This is a genomic window from Streptomyces sp. Ru71, from assembly GCF_002920535.1.
Lineage (GTDB): Bacteria > Actinomycetota > Actinomycetes > Streptomycetales > Streptomycetaceae > Streptomyces.
On record NZ_PQSS01000008.1, the window covers coordinates 114,537 to 132,156 of the forward strand.

General features: G+C 74.5%; 16 protein-coding genes. 9 read left to right on the forward strand and 7 right to left on the reverse strand.

Going from position 1 to position 17,620, the window contains the following annotated elements:
- Window positions 1–60: 60 nt before the first annotated feature.
- Entirely contained in the window at window positions 61–1,566 is a 1,506-nt protein-coding gene (locus C3489_RS07615; RefSeq protein ID WP_103780992.1) for a PLP-dependent aminotransferase family protein, read from the forward strand.
- A gap of 150 nt (window positions 1,567–1,716) precedes the next feature.
- On the opposite strand, the gene C3489_RS07620 is transcribed toward C3489_RS07615, so the two are convergent.
- Together C3489_RS07620 and C3489_RS07625 are read right to left on the reverse strand one after the other, a co-directional pair.
- Window positions 1,717–3,309 (reverse strand): hypothetical protein, encoded by a 1,593-nt coding sequence (locus C3489_RS07620; protein WP_103780993.1) that lies wholly within the window; start codon window positions 3,307–3,309, stop codon window positions 1,717–1,719.
- A 40-nt stretch (window positions 3,310–3,349) separates the two neighbouring features.
- The gene (locus C3489_RS07625) at window positions 3,350–3,544 is read right to left on the reverse strand and encodes a hypothetical protein (RefSeq protein WP_103780994.1); all 195 of its coding nucleotides are present in this window, start codon (window positions 3,542–3,544) and stop codon (window positions 3,350–3,352) included.
- A gap of 320 nt (window positions 3,545–3,864) precedes the next feature.
- On the opposite strand from C3489_RS07625, the gene C3489_RS07630 reads away from it, so the two are divergent.
- The 5 genes from C3489_RS07630 (at window position 3,865) to C3489_RS07655 (ending at window position 9,503) form a co-directional block, all read left to right on the forward strand.
- Window positions 3,865–4,257: an ankyrin repeat domain-containing protein gene (locus tag C3489_RS07630; protein ID WP_103780995.1), complete on the forward strand. Its 393-nt coding sequence runs from the start codon at window positions 3,865–3,867 to the stop codon at window positions 4,255–4,257.
- Window positions 4,258–4,594: 337 nt separating this feature from the next.
- A complete protein-coding gene (locus tag C3489_RS07635; RefSeq protein ID WP_103780996.1) occupies window positions 4,595–6,013 on the forward strand; it encodes a HEAT repeat domain-containing protein in 1,419 nt (472 codons plus the stop codon).
- A gap of 363 nt (window positions 6,014–6,376) precedes the next feature.
- Window positions 6,377–7,504 carry a glycosyltransferase family 1 protein gene (locus C3489_RS07645; RefSeq protein ID WP_103780997.1) on the forward strand — a complete coding sequence of 376 codons (1,128 nt, stop codon included), beginning with the start codon at window positions 6,377–6,379 and terminating at the stop codon, window positions 7,502–7,504.
- Window positions 7,501–8,658: a glycosyltransferase gene (locus C3489_RS07650; protein ID WP_103780998.1), complete on the forward strand. Its 1,158-nt coding sequence runs from the start codon at window positions 7,501–7,503 to the stop codon at window positions 8,656–8,658. Before C3489_RS07645 ends, C3489_RS07650 begins: the two co-directional genes overlap by 4 nt.
- Window positions 8,655–9,503, forward strand: a complete 849-nt coding sequence (locus C3489_RS07655) for an SGNH/GDSL hydrolase family protein (protein ID WP_103780999.1) — start codon at window positions 8,655–8,657, stop codon at window positions 9,501–9,503. The genes C3489_RS07650 and C3489_RS07655 overlap by 4 nt, the downstream gene beginning before the upstream one ends.
- Before the next feature lie 136 nt (window positions 9,504–9,639).
- Here the strand turns inward: C3489_RS07655 and C3489_RS07660 are convergent, their stop codons facing one another.
- Genes C3489_RS07660 through C3489_RS07680 form a run of 5 tightly spaced genes read right to left on the reverse strand, consistent with a single transcriptional unit; the run spans window position 9,640 to window position 14,064 of the window.
- Window positions 9,640–10,518, reverse strand: coding sequence for a biotin-dependent carboxyltransferase family protein (locus tag C3489_RS07660; protein WP_103781000.1), 879 nt, complete (start codon window positions 10,516–10,518; stop codon window positions 9,640–9,642).
- Window positions 10,515–11,141, reverse strand: coding sequence for an allophanate hydrolase subunit 1 (locus tag C3489_RS07665; protein ID WP_103781001.1), 627 nt, complete (start codon window positions 11,139–11,141; stop codon window positions 10,515–10,517). The genes C3489_RS07660 and C3489_RS07665 overlap by 4 nt, the downstream gene beginning before the upstream one ends.
- Entirely contained in the window at window positions 11,138–11,896 is a 759-nt protein-coding gene (locus tag C3489_RS07670) for a LamB/YcsF family protein (protein WP_103781002.1), read from the reverse strand. Before C3489_RS07670 ends, C3489_RS07665 begins: the two co-directional genes overlap by 4 nt.
- An 18-nt stretch (window positions 11,897–11,914) precedes the next feature.
- A complete protein-coding gene (locus C3489_RS07675; protein ID WP_103781003.1) occupies window positions 11,915–12,766 on the reverse strand; it encodes a putative hydro-lyase in 852 nt (283 codons plus the stop codon).
- Window positions 12,763–14,064 carry an MFS transporter gene (locus tag C3489_RS07680; protein ID WP_103781004.1) on the reverse strand — a complete coding sequence of 434 codons (1,302 nt, stop codon included), beginning with the start codon at window positions 14,062–14,064 and terminating at the stop codon, window positions 12,763–12,765. Before C3489_RS07680 ends, C3489_RS07675 begins: the two co-directional genes overlap by 4 nt.
- Before the next feature lie 125 nt (window positions 14,065–14,189).
- On the opposite strand from C3489_RS07680, the gene C3489_RS07685 reads away from it, so the two are divergent.
- From C3489_RS07685 to C3489_RS07695, 3 genes are all read left to right on the forward strand, one after another.
- The gene (locus C3489_RS07685) at window positions 14,190–14,897 is read left to right on the forward strand and encodes a GntR family transcriptional regulator (protein ID WP_103781005.1); all 708 of its coding nucleotides are present in this window, start codon (window positions 14,190–14,192) and stop codon (window positions 14,895–14,897) included.
- Window positions 14,898–15,100: 203 nt separating this feature from the next.
- Entirely contained in the window at window positions 15,101–16,627 is a 1,527-nt protein-coding gene (locus C3489_RS07690; RefSeq protein ID WP_103781006.1) for a hypothetical protein, read from the forward strand.
- 82 nt (window positions 16,628–16,709) lie between these two features.
- The gene (locus C3489_RS07695; RefSeq protein ID WP_103781007.1) at window positions 16,710–17,588 is read left to right on the forward strand and encodes a hypothetical protein; all 879 of its coding nucleotides are present in this window, start codon (window positions 16,710–16,712) and stop codon (window positions 17,586–17,588) included.
- The last annotated feature ends 32 nt before the right edge of the window (window positions 17,589–17,620 follow it).

The following is a 17,620-nucleotide window of genomic DNA, read 5'->3' on the forward strand; positions in this document are numbered from 1 at the left end:
CTCTGTGGCTTGAGGAGAAAAGCCATCCATGGCCAATTCGGGGAAGGTGGACTGATCGGCATGGCCCAGTGGACTTCTGCGGTGGGCGCGGCACAGCTCGCCCGGCTGCTCAAGTCGCAGCAGGACCGCCCGGCGGGCCCCGGCACCCGCCGGCCCCCGGCCTACCGCTCGCTCGCCGACGGCATCCGGCTGCTCGTCCTGGAGGGCCGCGTCCCGGTGGCGGCCCGGCTGCCCGCCGAACGGGAGCTGGCCCTCGCCCTCTCCGTCAGCCGTACGACGGTGGCGGCGGCGTACGAGGCCCTGCGCAGCGAGGGCTTCCTGGAGTCCCGGCGCGGCGCCGGGAGCTGGACCGCCGTACCGGCCGGCAACCCGCTGCCCGCACGCGGACTGGAGCCGCTGCCGCCCGAGGCCCTGGGGTCGATGATCGACCTCGGCTGTGCCGCGCTGCCCGCGCCCGAGCCGTGGCTGACCCGCGCGGTGCAGGGCGCCCTGGAGGAGCTGCCGCCGTACGCCCACACTCACGGCGACTATCCGGCCGGGCTGCCCGCGCTGCGGTCGATGATCGCCGAGCGGTACACCGCGCGGGGCATCCCGACCATGCCGGAGCAGATCATGGTGACGACCGGCGCGATGGGCGCCATCGACGCCATCTGCCATCTCTTCGGCGGGCGGGGCGAGCGCATCGCCGTGGAGTCGCCGTCGTACGCCAACATCCTGCAGCTGATGCGCGAGGCGGGCGCCCGGCTCGTCCCGGTCGCCATGGCCGAGGGCCTCACGGGCTGGGACCTGGACCGCTGGCGGCAGGTGCTGCGCGAGGCCGCGCCGCGCATCGCCTATGTCGTCGCCGACTTCCACAACCCCACCGGCGCGCTCGCCGACGAGGACCAGCGGCGGCGGCTGGTGGAGGCGGCCCGCTCGGCGGGGACCGTGCTCATCGCCGACGAGACGATGACCGAGCTGTGGCTCGACGACGACCTCGCGGGCGCCATGCCGCGCCCGGTCTGCGGCTTCGACCCCGCGGGCTCGACCGTGATCACCGTCGGCTCGGCCAGCAAGGCGTTCTGGGCCGGGATGCGTATCGGCTGGGTGCGGGCCGCCCCCGACGTGATCCGCAGCCTTGTCGCCGCCCGCGCCTACGCCGACCTGGGCACCCCCGTGCTGGAGCAGCTCGCGGTGAACTGGCTGTTCAGCACCGGCGGCTGGGAGGAGGCCGTGCTCCTGCGGCGTGCCCAGGCACGGGAGAACCGGGACGCCCTGGTCGCCGCGGTGCGGCGGGAGCTGCCGGACTGGGAGTTCGAGGTGCCCCGCGGCGGGCTGACGCTGTGGGTGCGGGCCGGGGGACTGTCCGGGTCGCGGCTCGCCGAGGCGGGGGAGCGGGTCGGCGTGCGGGTGCCGTCCGGGCCGCGCTTCGGGGTCGACGGGGCCTTCGAGGGGTTCGTGCGGCTGCCGTTCACCGTGGGCGGCGCGGTCGCGGAGGAGGCGGCGGTGCGCCTGGCGGCCGCGGCCCGGCTGGTGGCCGACGGCGGAACAGCGGGCACGGAGGCGCCGCGCACGTTCGTGGCGTGAGGTGTGATGGTCGTGACCGAGGCGCCGCACACGCGTGTGGCGTGAGGCGCGATGGTCCTGGTCCGGAACGCGACCGAGGCGCCGCACACGCGTGTGGCGTGAGCGGGGCCTCGGTCGCCGCGGGGGATCGCAGGGGCATGGCGGGGACGGTTACGCCTGTTCCACCACCGCGGCCTCCGTGGTCAGCGGCTCCTCGGGGAGCTTGTCCATGGGGACCTTCTCGCCGTCCGCGGGAGTGGTGCGCGGCGGCAGCAGCTCCAGTACGGCCTGCCGGTGCGCGTCGCTCGTCGCGTCGTCGTACGGGTCGGGCGTCGCCGGGACCTGCAGGCGGTGCACCGGACCGCTGCCCAGGCGGGCGTAGCCGCGGCCGGGCGGGACATGGGCGGTCGGCGTGGTGCACGGCGGTACCCCCAGGACGGCCTCCAGCTGGGCGACCGTGGCCGGTCCGAGGACGACACGCGCGCGGGTGTGCTGCCGCACCGGGTCGCTCAGGGCGTCCACGGCGTCGAACTGCTCGGCGATCACCACGGTCACGTTCGCCGCGCGGCCGTGCCGCAGCGGCACCTGCAGCAGGGCCTGCGGGTCCTTGCGGCCGTCGGCGACGGCCAGCGGCGCGAACGCGGTCGGCCGGTCGAGCAGGATCCACAGCGGGCGCCGGGTGTCGTCCGGCGGCGGGTGGCCCTCCTGGCGGGCCCGGTTGGCGGCGATCAGCCGGCGCTCGGTCTCGGTGGCCGCCCACTCCAGGCTGGCCAGCGCCCCGCTCAGCCCGCACTCGACGGCCAGCACCCCGTCCCGGCCGGTCAGGCACGCGTACTCGCCGGTGCTGCCGCCGTCGACGATCAGGACGTCGCCGTACTGCAGGGCCTGGAGCGCGATCGAGCGCAGCAGGGTGGAGGTGCCGCTGCCGGGCTGGCCCATGGCCAGCAGGTGCGGCTCGGTGGAGCGGAAGCCGGTGCGCCAGACGACCGGCGGCATGTCGCGCCGGTCCTCGCCGAAGGAGAGCGGGAGGGTCCGTTGCACCTGGAGGGAGTCGGTGAAGCCGAGGACGGTCTCGCCCGGTGTCGTGACGAACCGCTGGGCGGCGATGTCGGTGGGCAGCGGCGCGAGGACGGTCACCGTCAGCTCGTTGCCCTCCTCGTCCCACGCGAAGTGGTACTCGCGGCCACGGCCCGACTTGGCGGTCAGCAGCTGCTCGACACGCGCGCGTGCCTCCGCCCGGCCGTCGGGGAAGTACGCCGGGTAGCGGATCTGGAGATGGGTGATGCGGCCCGCTTCGTCGAACTCGTGCGCGGGGAAGGCCTTCTCCCACTCGCCGCCGTGCGCGTACAGCGGCGCGGGGTCCTCGGCGGTGGAGAAGTAGGGCACCAGTGCCTCGTACAGCGCCTTCAGTCGTTGCGTCTGCGACTCGTCCGGTCCTTCGGGCGCCGGGGGCGTGCGGTCGCGGCCCTGCCAGGCTGCCGCCGCCATCAGGGTGATGACGGCGAGCAGCAGGCCGTACGGCACCAGGGCCACGCCCAGGATCACCGCGGCCACCAGGAACAGCAGCTGGCCGCGCTTGTCCTTCGGGGTGTCGGCCCATCTGCGCCGCCCGGCCGAGGCCAGCCGGCGCAGTCCGCGGGTGATCGTGATCAGCGGATGGAGGACGTCGGTGGCGCTGTCCGCCGCCGTCCGGGCCAGCTCCCGGCTCCGGGCGATCTGCGCGCTGCCTGTGCTCAGGATGCGGGGGAGGGGGCGCCGGGCCACTGCTGCCTCCTTGTGATGCGTACGGACGGGGAGGACGGCGTCAGAACCTGATGCCGCCGAGGAGACTGGCCAGGCTCTCGCCGCCTGCCTTGATGCTCGGCGCGATCGCCGTACTGGCCAGGTAGAAGCCGAACAGCGCCGAGATCAGCGCGTGCGACGCCTTGAGGCCGTCCTTGCGGAAGAAGATGAACACGACGATGCCGAGCAGGACGACGCCTGACATGGACAGGATCATTTGGGCTCTCCTGGTGTTCGGTGGGGACAGTCACCATGAGTACTTCCAGGCTCACAGGATGTATCTATACGATTAAAGGTGCAAATGGGGGAAATTCCGGCGTTTTCCCCCACTCGGCGGAGCGTCGGCTGCGCTGTCCGAGCAGGACAATTGGCGTCGAACAGGTATGTCGGTGATCTTTGCCGTCGACGGCGCCCGACATGTGACCGACGAGCCAGTACCCTGGCGATTCACTCGTACGGCCGACCGCTCGCGGCCGTACGCTGCTCCCCGCAGTGCGACAACAGTCCCCAACAACGCAGTGAGAGGCGGTCCGGCCGATGACTGAAGCCCCCGACCCCGAGGTCGTGGAGCTGGCGACCAAGATCTTCGATCTGGCCCGGCAGGGGCAGACGGAGGCGCTCGTGGCCTATGTCGACGCGGGCGTTCCGGCCAACCTCACCAACGACCGCGGCGACACCCTCGTGATGCTCGCCGCCTACCACGGCCACGCAGAGACCGTCCGCGCGCTGCTGGAGCGCGGCGCCGAGGCCGACCGCGCCAACGACCGCGGGCAGACCCCGCTCGCCGGTGCCGTCTTCAAGGGCGAGGAGGGTGTCATCAAGGCCCTCCTGGAGGGCGGTGCCGACCCGGCCGCGGGCACCCCGTCGGCCGTCGACACGGCGCGCATGTTCGGCAAGAGCGACCTGCTCGCCCTGTTCGGCGCGTCCTGAGCGCACCCGCTCGGCACACCCGCTCTGACCAGCGGGAATCGAAACTTTGACCAGATAGATCACCGACCACGGGGGAGGCGGTAACAGGCCGCCGGAAATTTCGGTCGCGGTGGGCAGAACCGCCGGGTCATCATGACGTCGTGATTCACGGACGCGATGGCTGGGCAGGTGTTGCCGCACCGCGCGGACCGTGATGCGGTCCGCGAGGGCCACTGACGAGAGGCAGAGGAAAATGGCTTACAGCAAGCAGGAAACGGCGGGCGCCCCGACGTGTTGTCACGCGGCCAGGTAGTGCACGTCCCCGGTTGCGTCGACGCTTGATGTGAGGCTGTTTCCCATGTTCGATCCGGTCATAGCGCCCAGCGGTACGCTGCTCGGCCTGCTGCAGCGGGGCCGCGGCGACGGCACGCTGCACGCGCTCACCTCCCCCCGCTCCGAGGCGCTCGCGGCGCTGAACCACTGCGTGCTGCGCGACCCCCGCCACGACTGGCAGGTGGAGAACCGCTCCCTTTACTACGCCCGTCTCTTCCTCGACCTGCACGGCGACCTGGAGGAGATCGAGGCCCACCTCTTCGACGTCGAGGACGCCTTCGACGCCGAGGAGTCCCGCACCGGCCTGGCCCTGGCCGTCCTCGGCCACCTCGCCTCCTACGGCAGGCGCGACGCCCTGGAACTGCTGCGCCGGTACGCCGCCACCGGCTCCAACTGGGCCTGGGCCCTGGACGAGCTCGCCCTGCGCGACGACGACGCCGGGCTGCGCGCCCTGGCCGCGCCCGTGCTCGCCCGCTTCGGCACCGACGCCGAGGGCGAGGCCGCGCTGGCCACCGCCGTACGCGACGCCTTCGAACCCCGGCCCTGGCGGCTGTGGGCCGAGGACACCCGCGAGGACATCGCCGCACGCGTGCGTGCCGCCCACGAGGCCGGCTGCTTCGACCGCTGGCAGCGGCAGATGCGGCCCACCGGACCCCGGCCCGGCTGGAGCGTGCGCGCCGTACTGGAGTGGGCCCAGCAGGGCGTCGAACGCGGCGCCGCCCTCCATGTCCCCGCCGCCCGCTGCCTCACCGCCGTCGCCGGCCCGGAGGACCGTCCGGAGATCGTGCGCGCGGCCCAGGACGGCACCGAGGGAGCCCGGTGCACCGCCCTGCGCTACCTCGCCGAGAGCGACGACCCCGACGCCCTCGACCTGATCGAAGCGGCCGTGGCGGGCGGCACCGCACCCGTCGTCGAGGCGGCACTCGACGCCTTCGAACGCATGCGCAGCGATGCCGCCGTCGACCGGGCCCGCGGCTGGGCCCGCCGGCCCGACGCGCTCGGCGCCGCCGCCGGACGCGTCCTCGCCTGCCGGGGCGGCGCCCAGGACAGCGACCTCGTCCTCGGCGCGCTGCGCGAGGCCGTACGGGGCGAGGGCTGCGACGCGCCGACCCTGTGGACCCTCGTCGACGGCGCCGGACGCCTCGGCATCGGCTGCGCCGCACCCGTCCTGCGGCACGTCTACCGGGAGACGGCCTCCTCCCATCTGCGCGGCCGCTGCGCCCGCGCCCTCGCCGCCACCGACCCCTCCTTCGCCACCGGCTTCGCCGTCGAGTGCCTGTGGGACTGCGAGGAGACCACCCGCGAGATCGCCGCCCGGCACGCCGAGACCGGCGACGCGCGCGTGGTGGAGCGCCTGCGCCGGCTGGCCGCGGATCCGGCCGAGGAGGACGAGGTCCAGACGGCGGTCCGCAGCCGGATCGGCCCGGACGCCTCTGCCGCCTGACGAGACGGGCGCGCGAGCCGGGCGGTGAGCGGGACGCCGGGGTCGCGCGGTCGACGGGGGCGGTGTGGGGGCGCTGTGTGGCGCCGGTGGGGGCCGGCGAGGCGCTGTGGTGCCGGGTGCGGCTGGTGTGGGGGCGCTGTGGGGTGCCGCGGGGGTCGGCGCGGGGACTGTGTGTGATGCCCGCGGGCACTGACGCCGAGGCGGTGTGTCGCCCGCGCGGGTGAACTCCGGGTGACCCGGGCGTCGTCCGGGCATGGCCGGTATTCGACCTCCTCGGGTCCGCAGCGCAACGCTCACAGGACGTTCCCCGGCCGGAAAGATCCACGTTGACGCGGCCACGTCCGGCGCGGCGACAACACCCCTATGCGTGTCGTCATCGTGACCGAATCCTTTCCCCCCGACGTGAACGGCGTGGCCCACTGCGCGCTCCAGACCGCGCGGCACCTCGTCGATCGCGGTCACGCCCCGCTCGTCGTCGCGCCCGCCCCCGCCCCGGGGACCAAGCCCGACGACTCCGTCCCCTGCCCCGTCGTCCACGTCCCCTCCCTCCCGCTCCCCGGCTACCCCCAGGTCCGCGTCGCCCTCCCCAGCAGGCGCCTGGCCGCCGCGCTCGTCGAGCACCGCGCCGACCTGGTCCACCTGGCCAGCCCCTTCGTCCTCGGCGTGCGCGGCATGGCCGCCGCCGCCCGGCTCGGCATTCCGGCCGTCGCCGTCTACCAGACCGACCTGGCCGGCTACGCCCGCACCTACATGGGCGCCGGCGAGGCCGCCGCCTGGCGCCGCATCCGCTCCGTGCACGCCGCGGCCGACCTCACCCTCGCCCCGTCCACCGCCGCCCTGCGCGACCTGGAGGGCCACGGCGTGCCCCGGCTGCGGCTGTGGCCGCGTGGCGTGGACACCGAGCGCTTCCGGCCCGACCGCCGCGACGAGGCACTGCGCCGCGAACTCGCGCCGAACGGCGAGGTGATCGTCGGCTACGTCGGCCGGCTCGCCCCCGAGAAGCAGGTCGAGCTGCTCGCCGGCGTGTGCGGCTTGGACGGCGTGCGGGTCGTCGTCGTGGGCGACGGGCCCAGCCGCCCCGGGCTGCAGGAGGCGCTCCCCGGCGCCGTCTTCCTGGGCCGCCGCACCGGCGACGACCTCGCCCGGATCTTCGCCTCCCTCGACGTCTTCGCTCACACCGGACCCTTCGAGACCTTCTGCCAGACCGTGCAGGAGGCCATGGCCAGCGGCGTGCCCGTCCTCGCACCGGCTGCCGGCGGCCCGCTCGACCTGGTCGCCCACGGGCACACCGGGCTGCTCTTCCCGGCCGGCGACGCCACGGCCGTACGGGAGGGGGTTCGCGCCCTGGCCGCCGGCCCCGGCCTGCGCACCGCCTTCGGCGCCGCCGGGCGTGCCATGGTCGAGGGCCGCACCTGGGCGGCCGTCGGGGACCAGCTGATCGGCCACTACGCCGACGTGCTGGCCACCCGCAGGCCGGTGGTGGCGGCATGAGCGGCCTGCGGATCGTCCGGCTCGCCAACTTCGTCACCCCTGCCTCCGGCGGGCTGCGCACCGCCCTGCGCGAGCTCGGCAAGGGCTACCGGGCGGCCGGACACGAACCCGTCCTCGTGATCCCCGGCGAGCACGAGAGCGACCAGGAGACCGAGCAGGGCCGTGTCATCACCGTGCCGGGGCCCGTGCTGCCCGGAACCGGCGGTTACCGCGTCCTCACCGACAAGCGGCGGGTGGCCCGGCTCCTTGAGGAACTGGCCCCCGACCGGCTGGAGGTGTCCGACCGTACGACGCTGAGGTGGACCGGGAAATGGGCACGCCGCGCGCGGGTGCCGGCCGTGATGGTGTCGCACGAGTCCGCCGACGGCGTGCTGCGCACCTGGGGCCTGCCCGAGGGCGCCGCCCGGCGTGCCGCCGACGCGCTCAACGTCCGTACGGCGCACACGTACGCGCGCGTGGTCTGCACGACCGAGTTCGCCGAGCGCGAGTTCGTACGGATCGGCGCCCGCAACGTCGTACGCGCTCCACTCGGCGTCGACCTCGTCGAACGGCACCCCGCACTGCGGGACGCGGGCGTGCGGGCCCTCCACGCGCGCGGGAGCGAGACGCTGCTGCTCATGTGCTCCCGGCTGTCCGTGGAGAAGCGCCCCGGCACCGCCCTGGACGCCCTGGAGGTGCTGCTGGCGCGCGGACGCCGGGCGGCGCTGGTGGTCGCCGGCGACGGCCCGCTGCGGACGCGGCTCGAACAGCGGGCCAGGGAGCGGGAGTTGCCCGTCACCTTCCTGGGACACGTCGCCGACCGCCGGGAGCTGGCCGCCCTCCAGGCGTCCGCCGACGTGTCCCTGGCGCCGGGACCCGCCGAGACGTTCGGGCTCGCCGCTCTGGAGACGCTGGCCTGCGGCACCCCGGTGGCTGTGAGCGCGTCCTCGGCGCTGCCGGAGGTCGTCGGGCCGGCGGGGGCCGTCGCGGGCGACCACGGCGAGGGGTTCGCGGACGCCGTGGAGCTGCTGCTGGCCCGCCCCGAGCGGGAGCGGCGGGCGGCGGCACGCGCGCGTGCGGAGTGCTTCGGCTGGCAGCGTGCCGTGGACTCCTTCCTCGCCGCGCACGACGTGCCGCTCGCGCCGCGGGCCGGTGTGCCGGAGGGCGTGGCATGAGACCCGTGCGGTTCGTGGCGCTCGGCGACTCGCTGACCGAGGGCGTGGGCGATCCCGTCGAGGGCGGGTGGCGCGGCTGGGCCGCCCTGCTCGCGCCCTCGCTGGCCGCATCCGAGGTGGAGTTCACCAACCTCGCGGTCAGCGGGGCGCAGACGCGTGACGTGCTGGAGAAACAGCTGCCGGCCGCCCTCGCGCTGCGCCCCGACCTGGTGTCGGTCCTGATCGGCGTCAACGACACCCTCCGCTGCACCTTCGACATCCATGAGGTCGCCGCACGCCTCGACACGGTGTACGGCGCCCTCACCCGGCGGGGTGCGACGGTGCTGACCGCCTGCCTGCCCGACCCGGGCGCGATGCTCGGCCTGCCCGGGGCCCTCGCCCGGCCGCTGGCCCGGCGCCAGCGCGCCGTCAACGCCGTCGTGCACGCCCTGTCCGGCCGGTACGGCGCCCTGCACCTGCACGCCGACAGCGGGGAGTGGATCGCCGACCGCGCGATGTGGAGCGCGGACCGTCTGCACCCCGGCGAGCGCGGGCACCGGCAGCTCGCCGTGCGCTGCCACGCCCTGCTGGCCCGGGCGGGACTGGCGAGCGGGCCCGCGCCCTCGCCCGAGCCGGAGTTCCCGGCGCCCACCCGGACTGCGAGCCTGTGGTGGCTGGCCACCGCCGGCACCGGCTGGGTGGCCCGGCGCTGCACCGACCTGCTGCCCCAGCTGCTCACCCTCGCCGCCGACGAACTGCACCACCGGGCCCGGGGCATCAGCGCCCGCCTCGACCTGCGCACGTCGGCGGCGGTCTCGGCGGCCCTGACCGCGCTGTCGGTGGGGGAGGTGGAGGAGGCGGCTTAGGGACACCTCCCCAGGAAGCCGTGCGGGCGCCCGGCCGGCGGGCGTACCGTCCGGGCGCCTTGCCGGCGGCCCGTCGTGCGGGCGCCCAGCCGGTCGGCGCCCGGGCGCCCGGCCGACGGCATATCGTCCGGGCGCCCTACCGTCGGCGCACCGCCACGAACCGCACCGGTGTCCCGGGCACGGCCTGCGCCGCCGCCGGGAGGTCAGCGGTGCGGACCACGCCGATCACCGGGTAGCCGCCGGTGGTCGGATGGTCGGCGAGGAAGACCACCGGACGCCCGTCGGGCGGCACCTGGACGGCGCCCAGGACCATGCCCTCGCTGGGCAGTTCGCCCGGCCGGGCGCGCTCCAGGGCCACTCCCTCGGTGCGCAGGCCGATGCGGTTGCCGGCCGCCGACACCCGGTACGCGCGCGTGGTGAAGGCGCGCACCGCCTCGGCCGTGAACCAGTCGTCGCGCGGGCCCAGGGTGACCCGCAGCACCAGTTCGTCCGGCGGGCAGGGCTGCGGGGCGACGTCCACGCGCGGGTACGCCGTCACCGGGTCCGGCTCCGGCCCCAGCGGGAGCACCGTGCCGTCCGTGAGCGGATCCGGGCCGAGCCCCGACAGCAGGTCGGTGGAGCGGCTGCCGAGCACCGGGTCGACGGCGAAGCCACCGGAGACGGCCACATAAGAGCGCACCCCGCGCACCGCCGGGCCCACGTCCAGCAGCGCACCCGCGGGCACCCGCACCGGCGCGGCCCAGGCGGCCGGCCGCCCGTCCACGCTGACCCGGCACGGGGCGCCGCCGACGGCCACGGTGACCGCGGAGCGCGGTCGCAGGGCGCAACCGCTCAGGGTCGTCTCCAGGACGGCCGCGTCCGGCGGATTGCCGGCCAGCCGGTTGACCAGCTCGGCGGCGGGCGGGTCGAGTGCCCCGGAGCGCGGCACCCCGAGATGCGCGTAGCCGGGACGCCCCCGGTCCTGCACGGTCGTCAGCGCACCCGCGCGTACGACGACGAGCGCACGATCCGTCATACGGCGCCCACCCGGCCCTCCGGCACGAACCGCACCCGCGTGCCCGGCGCGAGCAGCGCGGCCGGTACGCGCGTGTGGTCCCACAGCACGGTGTCCGTGGTGCCGATCAGCTGCCAGCCGCCGGGGGAGGAGCGCGGGTAGACCCCGGTGTACGGCCCGGCCAGCGCCACCGAACCGGCCGGGACGGCCGTGCGCGGAGTGGCCCGGCGCGGCACGTCGTAGCGGGACGGCAGGCCGGTGAGGTAGCCGAAGCCGGGGGCGAATCCGCAGAACGCCACCCGGAACTCGGTAGCCGCGTGGATCCGGGCCGCCTCCCGCGGGGAGACACCCCAGTGCGCCGCGACCTCCGCCAGGTCCGGGCCGTCGTAGCGCACCGGGATCTCGACGGCGTCACGCGCGCGTGCGGGCGCGGGCGGAACGTCGGCGGCGGTCAGCTCGGCGGCCAGCCGCCCCGGATCGGACAGGCCGTCCAGGAGCACGGTACGGGCGGCCGGGACGATCTCCCGCACGCTCAGCAGCCCCTCGGCACGCCGGCGCACCAGTTCGGCGTGCAGCGCCTCGGCATCCTGCCCGGACGCCACGTCGATCAGCAGGGCGTCGTCGCCCACGGGCAGCGCCCTCACGCGAACGCCTCCACCCGCACACCGGCCTCCTGAAGACGCCGGCGCACCCGGCGGGCCAGCTCCACCGCGCCCGGTGTGTCGCCGTGCAGGCACAGGGAACGCGCGCGTACCTCGATCCGCGACCCGGAGTGCGCGGTGACCGTCCCGGAGCGGGCGATGCTCATGGACCGCTCCACCACCGCCTCCGCATCGGTGATCACCGCGCCGTCCCGGCCGCGCGGCACCAAGGTGGCCTCGTCGGTGTACGCGCGGTCCGCGAACGCCTCCGTGACGACGGGTAGTCCGGCCTTGTCCGCCATGTCCAGCAGCTTCGAGCCGGGCAGCCCCAGCACCGGCAGTGTGGTGTCGGCGAGGAGCACCCCGTCGACGACCGCCTGCGCCTGCTCCTCGTCGCGCACCACCCGGTTGTACAGCGCGCCGTGCGGCTTGACGTAGGCCACGCGCGCCCCGGCGGCCCGCGCGAACACCTCCAGGGCGCCGATCTGGTACGCCACCTCGGCGGCCAGTTCGGCGGGCGGCACGTCCATCGCGCGCCGCCCGAACCCGGCCAGGTCCCGGTAGGAGACCTGGGCGCCGATCCGCACCCCGCGCTCGGCCGCCAGCTCGCACACCCTGCGCATGGTGGCCGCGTCCCCCGCGTGGAAGCCGCAGGCCACGTTGGCGCTGGTGACGACGGACAGCAGGCGCTCGTCATCGGTCAGCTGCCAGCGGCCGAAGCCCTCGCCGAGGTCGGCGTTCAGATCGATCGAGGTCATGGGTTCTTCCTGGGATGGTCAGGCCACGCGGTACTGCTCGTCGCGGGCGTCGGTGAGGAACATCTGCCCCGGTGCGTGGGTGAGGGCGAAGGGCGGCCGGGAGGCCATCACCGCGGCCTGCGGGGTCACGCCGCAGGCCCAGAACACCGGGATGTCGTCCGGTGCCGTCTCCACCGGGTCGCCGAAGTCGGGGCGGCCGAGGTCGTCGATGCCGAGCGCCGACGGATCGCCGCAGTGTACGGGGCCGCCGTGCACCGCCGGCAGCAGCCGGGTCTCCCGGATCGCCGCCGTCAGGTGCTGCGGCGGCACCGGGCGCATCGACACCACCAACGGGCCGTGCAGCCGCCCCGCCGGACGGCATCGCCAACTGGTCGTGTACATCGGCACGTTGCGGCCCTGCTCGATGTGACGCAGCGGCACACCGGCCTCGGTCAGCGCCCACTCGAAGGTGAAGCTGCACCCGATGAGGAACGACACCAGGTCCTCGCGCCAGTACGCGCGCACGTCGGTCGGCTCGTCCACCAGCCGCCCGTGCTCCCACACCCGGTAGCGCGGCAGATCGGTGCGCAGATCGGCGCCGTCGGCGAGCGCGGTCGTCCAGGACCCCGCGTCGGTGACGTCGAGCACCGGACACGGCTTGGGATTGCGGGTGCAGAACAGCAGTGTCTCGTACGCCCAGTCGGCCGGGACCGAGATGAGGTTCACCTGGGTGCGGCCGGCGGCGACACCCGCGGTCGGTCCGGTCAGCCCCTCCCGGAAGCGGGCGCGCGCGGCGGCGGGGCTCCACGCGTGCGCGTGCGGGTCGACGAGGGTGACGGGGCGGTCGTCGGCGGCCACGGCGAGGGCCGCGCTGTCGTCCGTACGGTTCACACCAGTTCCTTCCCACGCGTCTCCGGAAGACCCAGCAGCGCCAGGGCGGCCAGCCCGTAACCGATCGCGCCGAAGACCAGCGCGCCGCCCACGCCCCAGCTGTCGGCCAGGAAGCCGACCGTGGTCGGGAAGACGGCGCCCACGGCCCGGCCGGTGTTGTACGTGAAGCCCTGGCCGGTGCCGCGCACCGCCGTCGGGTACAGCTCGCTCAAATACGAGCCGAAGCCGCTGAAGATGGCCGACATGCAGAACCCGAGCGGGAAGCCGAGCACCAGCAGCAGGGTGTCGGCGCCGCTCGGGATGTTCGCGTAGGCCACCACGCAGACCGCCGACAGCAGCGCGAACAGCCAGATGTTGCGCCGCCGACCCAGCCGGTCCGTCAGATAGCCGCCGGTGAGGTAGCCGGTGAAGGCGCCGGAGATCAGGAAGGTCAGGTAGCCGCCGGTGCCGACGACCGACAGGCCGCGATCGGACTTCAGATAGGTCGGCACCCAGGTCGCCAGCGTGTAGTAGCCGCCCTGCACGCCGGTCGACAGCAGGCCGGCGAAGACGGTGGTGCGCAGCAGACCCGGCTTGAAGATGGCCGCGAACGAGCCCTTCTCGGTGCTGTGTTCGCGGGCGGCGACGGCTTCCGGCGCGTCGTGCACCCGGCGCCGTACCCAGACCACGAGCAGGGCGGGCAGCGCGCCGGTCCAGAACATCACACGCCAGGCGAGGTCGTCGTCGACGAACGAGAACACCAGCGTGTAGACGACCGCGGCCAGCGCCCAGCCGGCCGCCCAGGCGCTCTGCACCGCGCCGAGCGTGCGGCCGCGGTGCCGGGCGCTCGCGTACTCGGCGACCAGGATCGCGCCGACGGCCCACTCGCCGCCGAAGCCGAGCCCCTGCAGGGCGCGGAAGACCAGCAGCGTCTCGAAGTTCGGCGCGAAGCCGCAGGCGACCGTGAAGACCGCGTAGGTGATCACGGTGAGCAGCAGCGCCCGTACCCGGCCCACGCGGTCCGCGAGCACGCCCGCGAGGGCGCCGCCGACCGCGGAGACGACGAGGGTGACCGTGGTGAACAGGCCGGTCTGGCCGCTGTCCAGGCCGAAGTACGCGGCCAGCGCGACCATGCTCAACGGGAGCGTGAAGTAGTCGTAGGAGTCCAGCGCATAGCCGCCGAACGCGCCCGCGAAGGCACGCCGGCCGCGCGGGCCGAGGTCGCGCAGCCAGCCGAACGCGCCGTCCGCGGCGCCGGGTTCCGTCGCGGCGGAGCGGGGGTCGGTGGTCGCTGCCTGCCGTGGAGGGGTCGTGCTCATGGACACCTCGCTGAGGGGTGACGGGGGAGCGGAGGGAAGAGCGTGCCCAGGACCGTAGAGGATCGTTCAACGATCCTTCAATACCCACGTTGTCTCGTCCTTGTATCTGCGATTGAATTCCGGGCATGGCAGAGCAGCTGGCGTCACTGGCCGACGACCGCGCCCTCCTGGGCCGTACCAGCACGGCCGAGCGGGTCTCGGACATCCTCAGGAGCCGCATCGCCGACGGCTTCTTCCCGCCCGGCACCCGGCTGTCGGAGGACAGCATCGGAGGCGCGCTCGGTGTGTCGCGCAACACACTGCGCGAGGCGTTCCGGCTGCTCACGCACGAACGGCTGCTCGTCCACGAGCTCAACCGGGGCGTGTTCGTCCGGGTCCTGACCGTCGAGGACGTGGAGGACATCTACCGCACGCGCGCGTTGGTGGAGTGCGCGGTCGTGCGCGGTCTCGGCGAACCTCCCTACGCCCTCGACGGCCTCGCCGCCGCCGTCGCGGAGGGCGAGCGGGCCAGTGCCGAGAACGACTGGAAAACGCTGGGCACCGCCAACATCCACTTCCACCAGGAGCTGGTCGCCCTGGCCGGCAGCGAACGCACCGACGAGGTGATGCGCAGCGTCTTCGCGGAACTCCGCCTGGCGTTCCACGTGGTGGACGATCCCCGGCAACTGCACGAGCCGTACCTGGCGCGAAACCGGCAGATCCTGCGGACGCTGCAGGACGGCGACCGGGACGCGGCGGAACAGCTGCTCGCGGTGTACCTGCAGGACTCGCTGGACCGAGTGGTCGAGGTCTACCGCCGACGGGTCGGAGACGAGGGCCCCCTCACGGGCTGACGGCTGTGCGGCCACCCAGGGGCGCGGGGAACCCAGCCACGGGCTGACGGCTGTGCAACCCCCCAGGGGCGTGGGGAACTGCGCGAGCAACCCACCACGACCCGCACCCGCAAGACCGCACAAGCCCACCCAAACCCACGCGGACAATCCGGCGGAGCCGCTCGTTTGGGCTGTTGTCAGACCAAGGACCTAGTCTGTGCACCGTGACTTCGCCAGCATCGACGGACACCGCTCCGCCCCAGCTCAGCGCGGGGCCGCGCCCCGCACCGGGCCCGGCCGCCGACGAGGGGCTGGCGCGGCGGCTGCGCGCGCTCGCGTGCACCGCGCCGATCCACGACCTCGACGCGCGCAAGGCCAACCTCGCCGGTGAGTACTCGGTGTACGGCATGGCGGAGATCGCCCTGGCCGCCATCGACCTCGTCACACTGAACATGGACTTCGACACGGGCGCCGACCACGACCAGATCGTCGCCCGCCTCATCCCGCGCATCGCCGCCCAGGCCCCGCGGCGGCCGAGTGCCGAGCACGAGCGGGTGGCCCGCTGGGTGCTGGAGAACCTGATCAACGTCGGCAGCGTCGACCGCGGCTTCCGCGCGGTCTACGGCACCTTCGCCGCCGACGGCTCCTACGTCCGCCGCGACTACGACTTCAAGCTGATCGAGGAGGTCCCCGGCCCCGGCGGCACGGTGTACCTGCGCACCACCGACGAGGCAGTCAACGTCCTGGTCGGCGCCCTCGACACCGACGTCACCAGCGCCCAGATCGCGGCCGAGGTCAAGCTGGAGGTGCTGATCAGCCGCGGCCGGCTCGCCGACGCGCAGCTCGCCGCGGAGCAGGCCCGCTACCGGACCGTGCAGTACTCCGAGACCCTGCGCCGCGCCCTGGACGCCACCCGGCGCAACGTCCGCGCGGTGGACTGGCTCAACGCGGTACCCGACATGATCGCCGAGGCCCTCGACCACGTCGCCGAGCGCTACCGCCACGAGAACGCGATCCTCACCAACATCCGCAAGGCCCGTGACGAGTCCGAGGAGCCCGAGCACAAGCGGCGTGCCGCCGAACTCGTCGACATCGTCAAGGACTGCATCCGCCGGCACACCCAGCTCCAGTCCCGCCTGCTGGAGGCCGGCCCCCTCTTCCGCGCCGAGCAGGACCGGCAGGCCTTCGCCACACCGCTGACGACCTCCGGCCTCGACCTGTACGGCCACCTCCTCGCACCCACCCTGCCGCTCCCGCTGGAGCAGGCCACACGGGTGACGGACGCGTTCTTCCGGCGCGGCACCGGCCTGCGCACCCCGGTGGCCGTCCGGGTCGGCGACCTGGTCGACATACTGCTCACCCCGCCCGTCGAGCGGGAGCACCTCGGCGCCGAGATGCCCGAGCCCGACCTCGTCGCCACCCCGGACGACAGCCGGTTCAGCGAGGAGCAGATGGCCGCCGCACAGGAGTTGCTCGACCTGCCGCACGACGCGCCCCGGCGGCTGTCCGGCCTGCTCGCCGAGGCCCGCGGCAAGGACCCCGACCTTCCGTATCTGGTCGCCCTGCTCGCGGTCCACGCGGCCAGCCCGCCGGTCGGCACCGCCTACCGGCAGGGCGAGCAGAAGCTGCTGTTCGCCGTCGACGACGGCACCGAACTGGACGATCCGGAGTTCGGCGGCGCCGACCTCATCGTCGGCACGGCCCTGCTGGACGCGGCGGGGATGGCCGCGGACCGGACGGAAGCAGCATGAGCCAGTACCCGCACGACCCACGCGACGCGCACGATCCGCACGACTCGCGCGACCGCGACCCGCACGACAAGGAGCGACAGCCGTGACCGAGCACGTCGAGTGGAGTGAGCCGGAAGCCGGACCCGCGCCGGCGGCCGCCGCCGTCACCCCCGCCGACGCCGCCGACGCGGCCCGGCTGGTCTCCTTCGGCCTGCAGCCCAAGCTGCAGCCCGCCCGCGACCAGGAGTACGCCGACCTGCTGCGCCGCTACCGGGAGGACCCGCCGTTCGCCCGGCTCGCCGACGCCGTCGCCGCCGGGCTCGGCCTGGTGGTGCTGGAGGTCTCCCCCCGCGCCGGCATGGCCGTGACCGCCGCCGAGGACTCGGTGTTCGCCGTCCGCATGGGCGACTACGCGCGTCGCGCCTCCGCCGACTCCGGCGACCGCTTCCTGCACGGCCTCGCCCACCTCGCCGTCGCCGCCCTCGCCTTCCCGCGCCCCGAGGACCTCGCCGACGACGGCTACATCGGCCGCGTCAGCGTCAACGGCGTCGACGCCTTCGTCCGGCAGGCCTGCCGCCGCCTGGAGGAGCGGGCCGCCGAACAGGGCGAGAACACCGACCCGGCCACCGACGCGCCCGGTCTGGAGGCCGCCTGGCGGATCTGGGCCAGACGCAGCGCCACCGGCGCCACCAAGGACGCCCGCAGGCTCGCCGGTTCGACCACCGGCATCGTCGCCAAGGCCGTCGCGTTCCTCACCGACTCCGGGTTCCTGCAGCGCACCGGCGACGACCACGGCGGCACCTACCGCACCACGGCCCGCTACCAGCTCCAGGTGCGCGACATGGCGGGCAGCGCCGCCATGGCCGAACTGCTGGAGCTGGGCGTCGTCCCGGTCACCGACGGCACGCCGACCCTGCTGCCGGCCGAGGACACCGACGACTTGGACCTGGTGGCCGACGCCGGTCTGCCGTTCCACTCCTGAGCCGCGCCGAACCACCGCACCGTTTTTCGAAG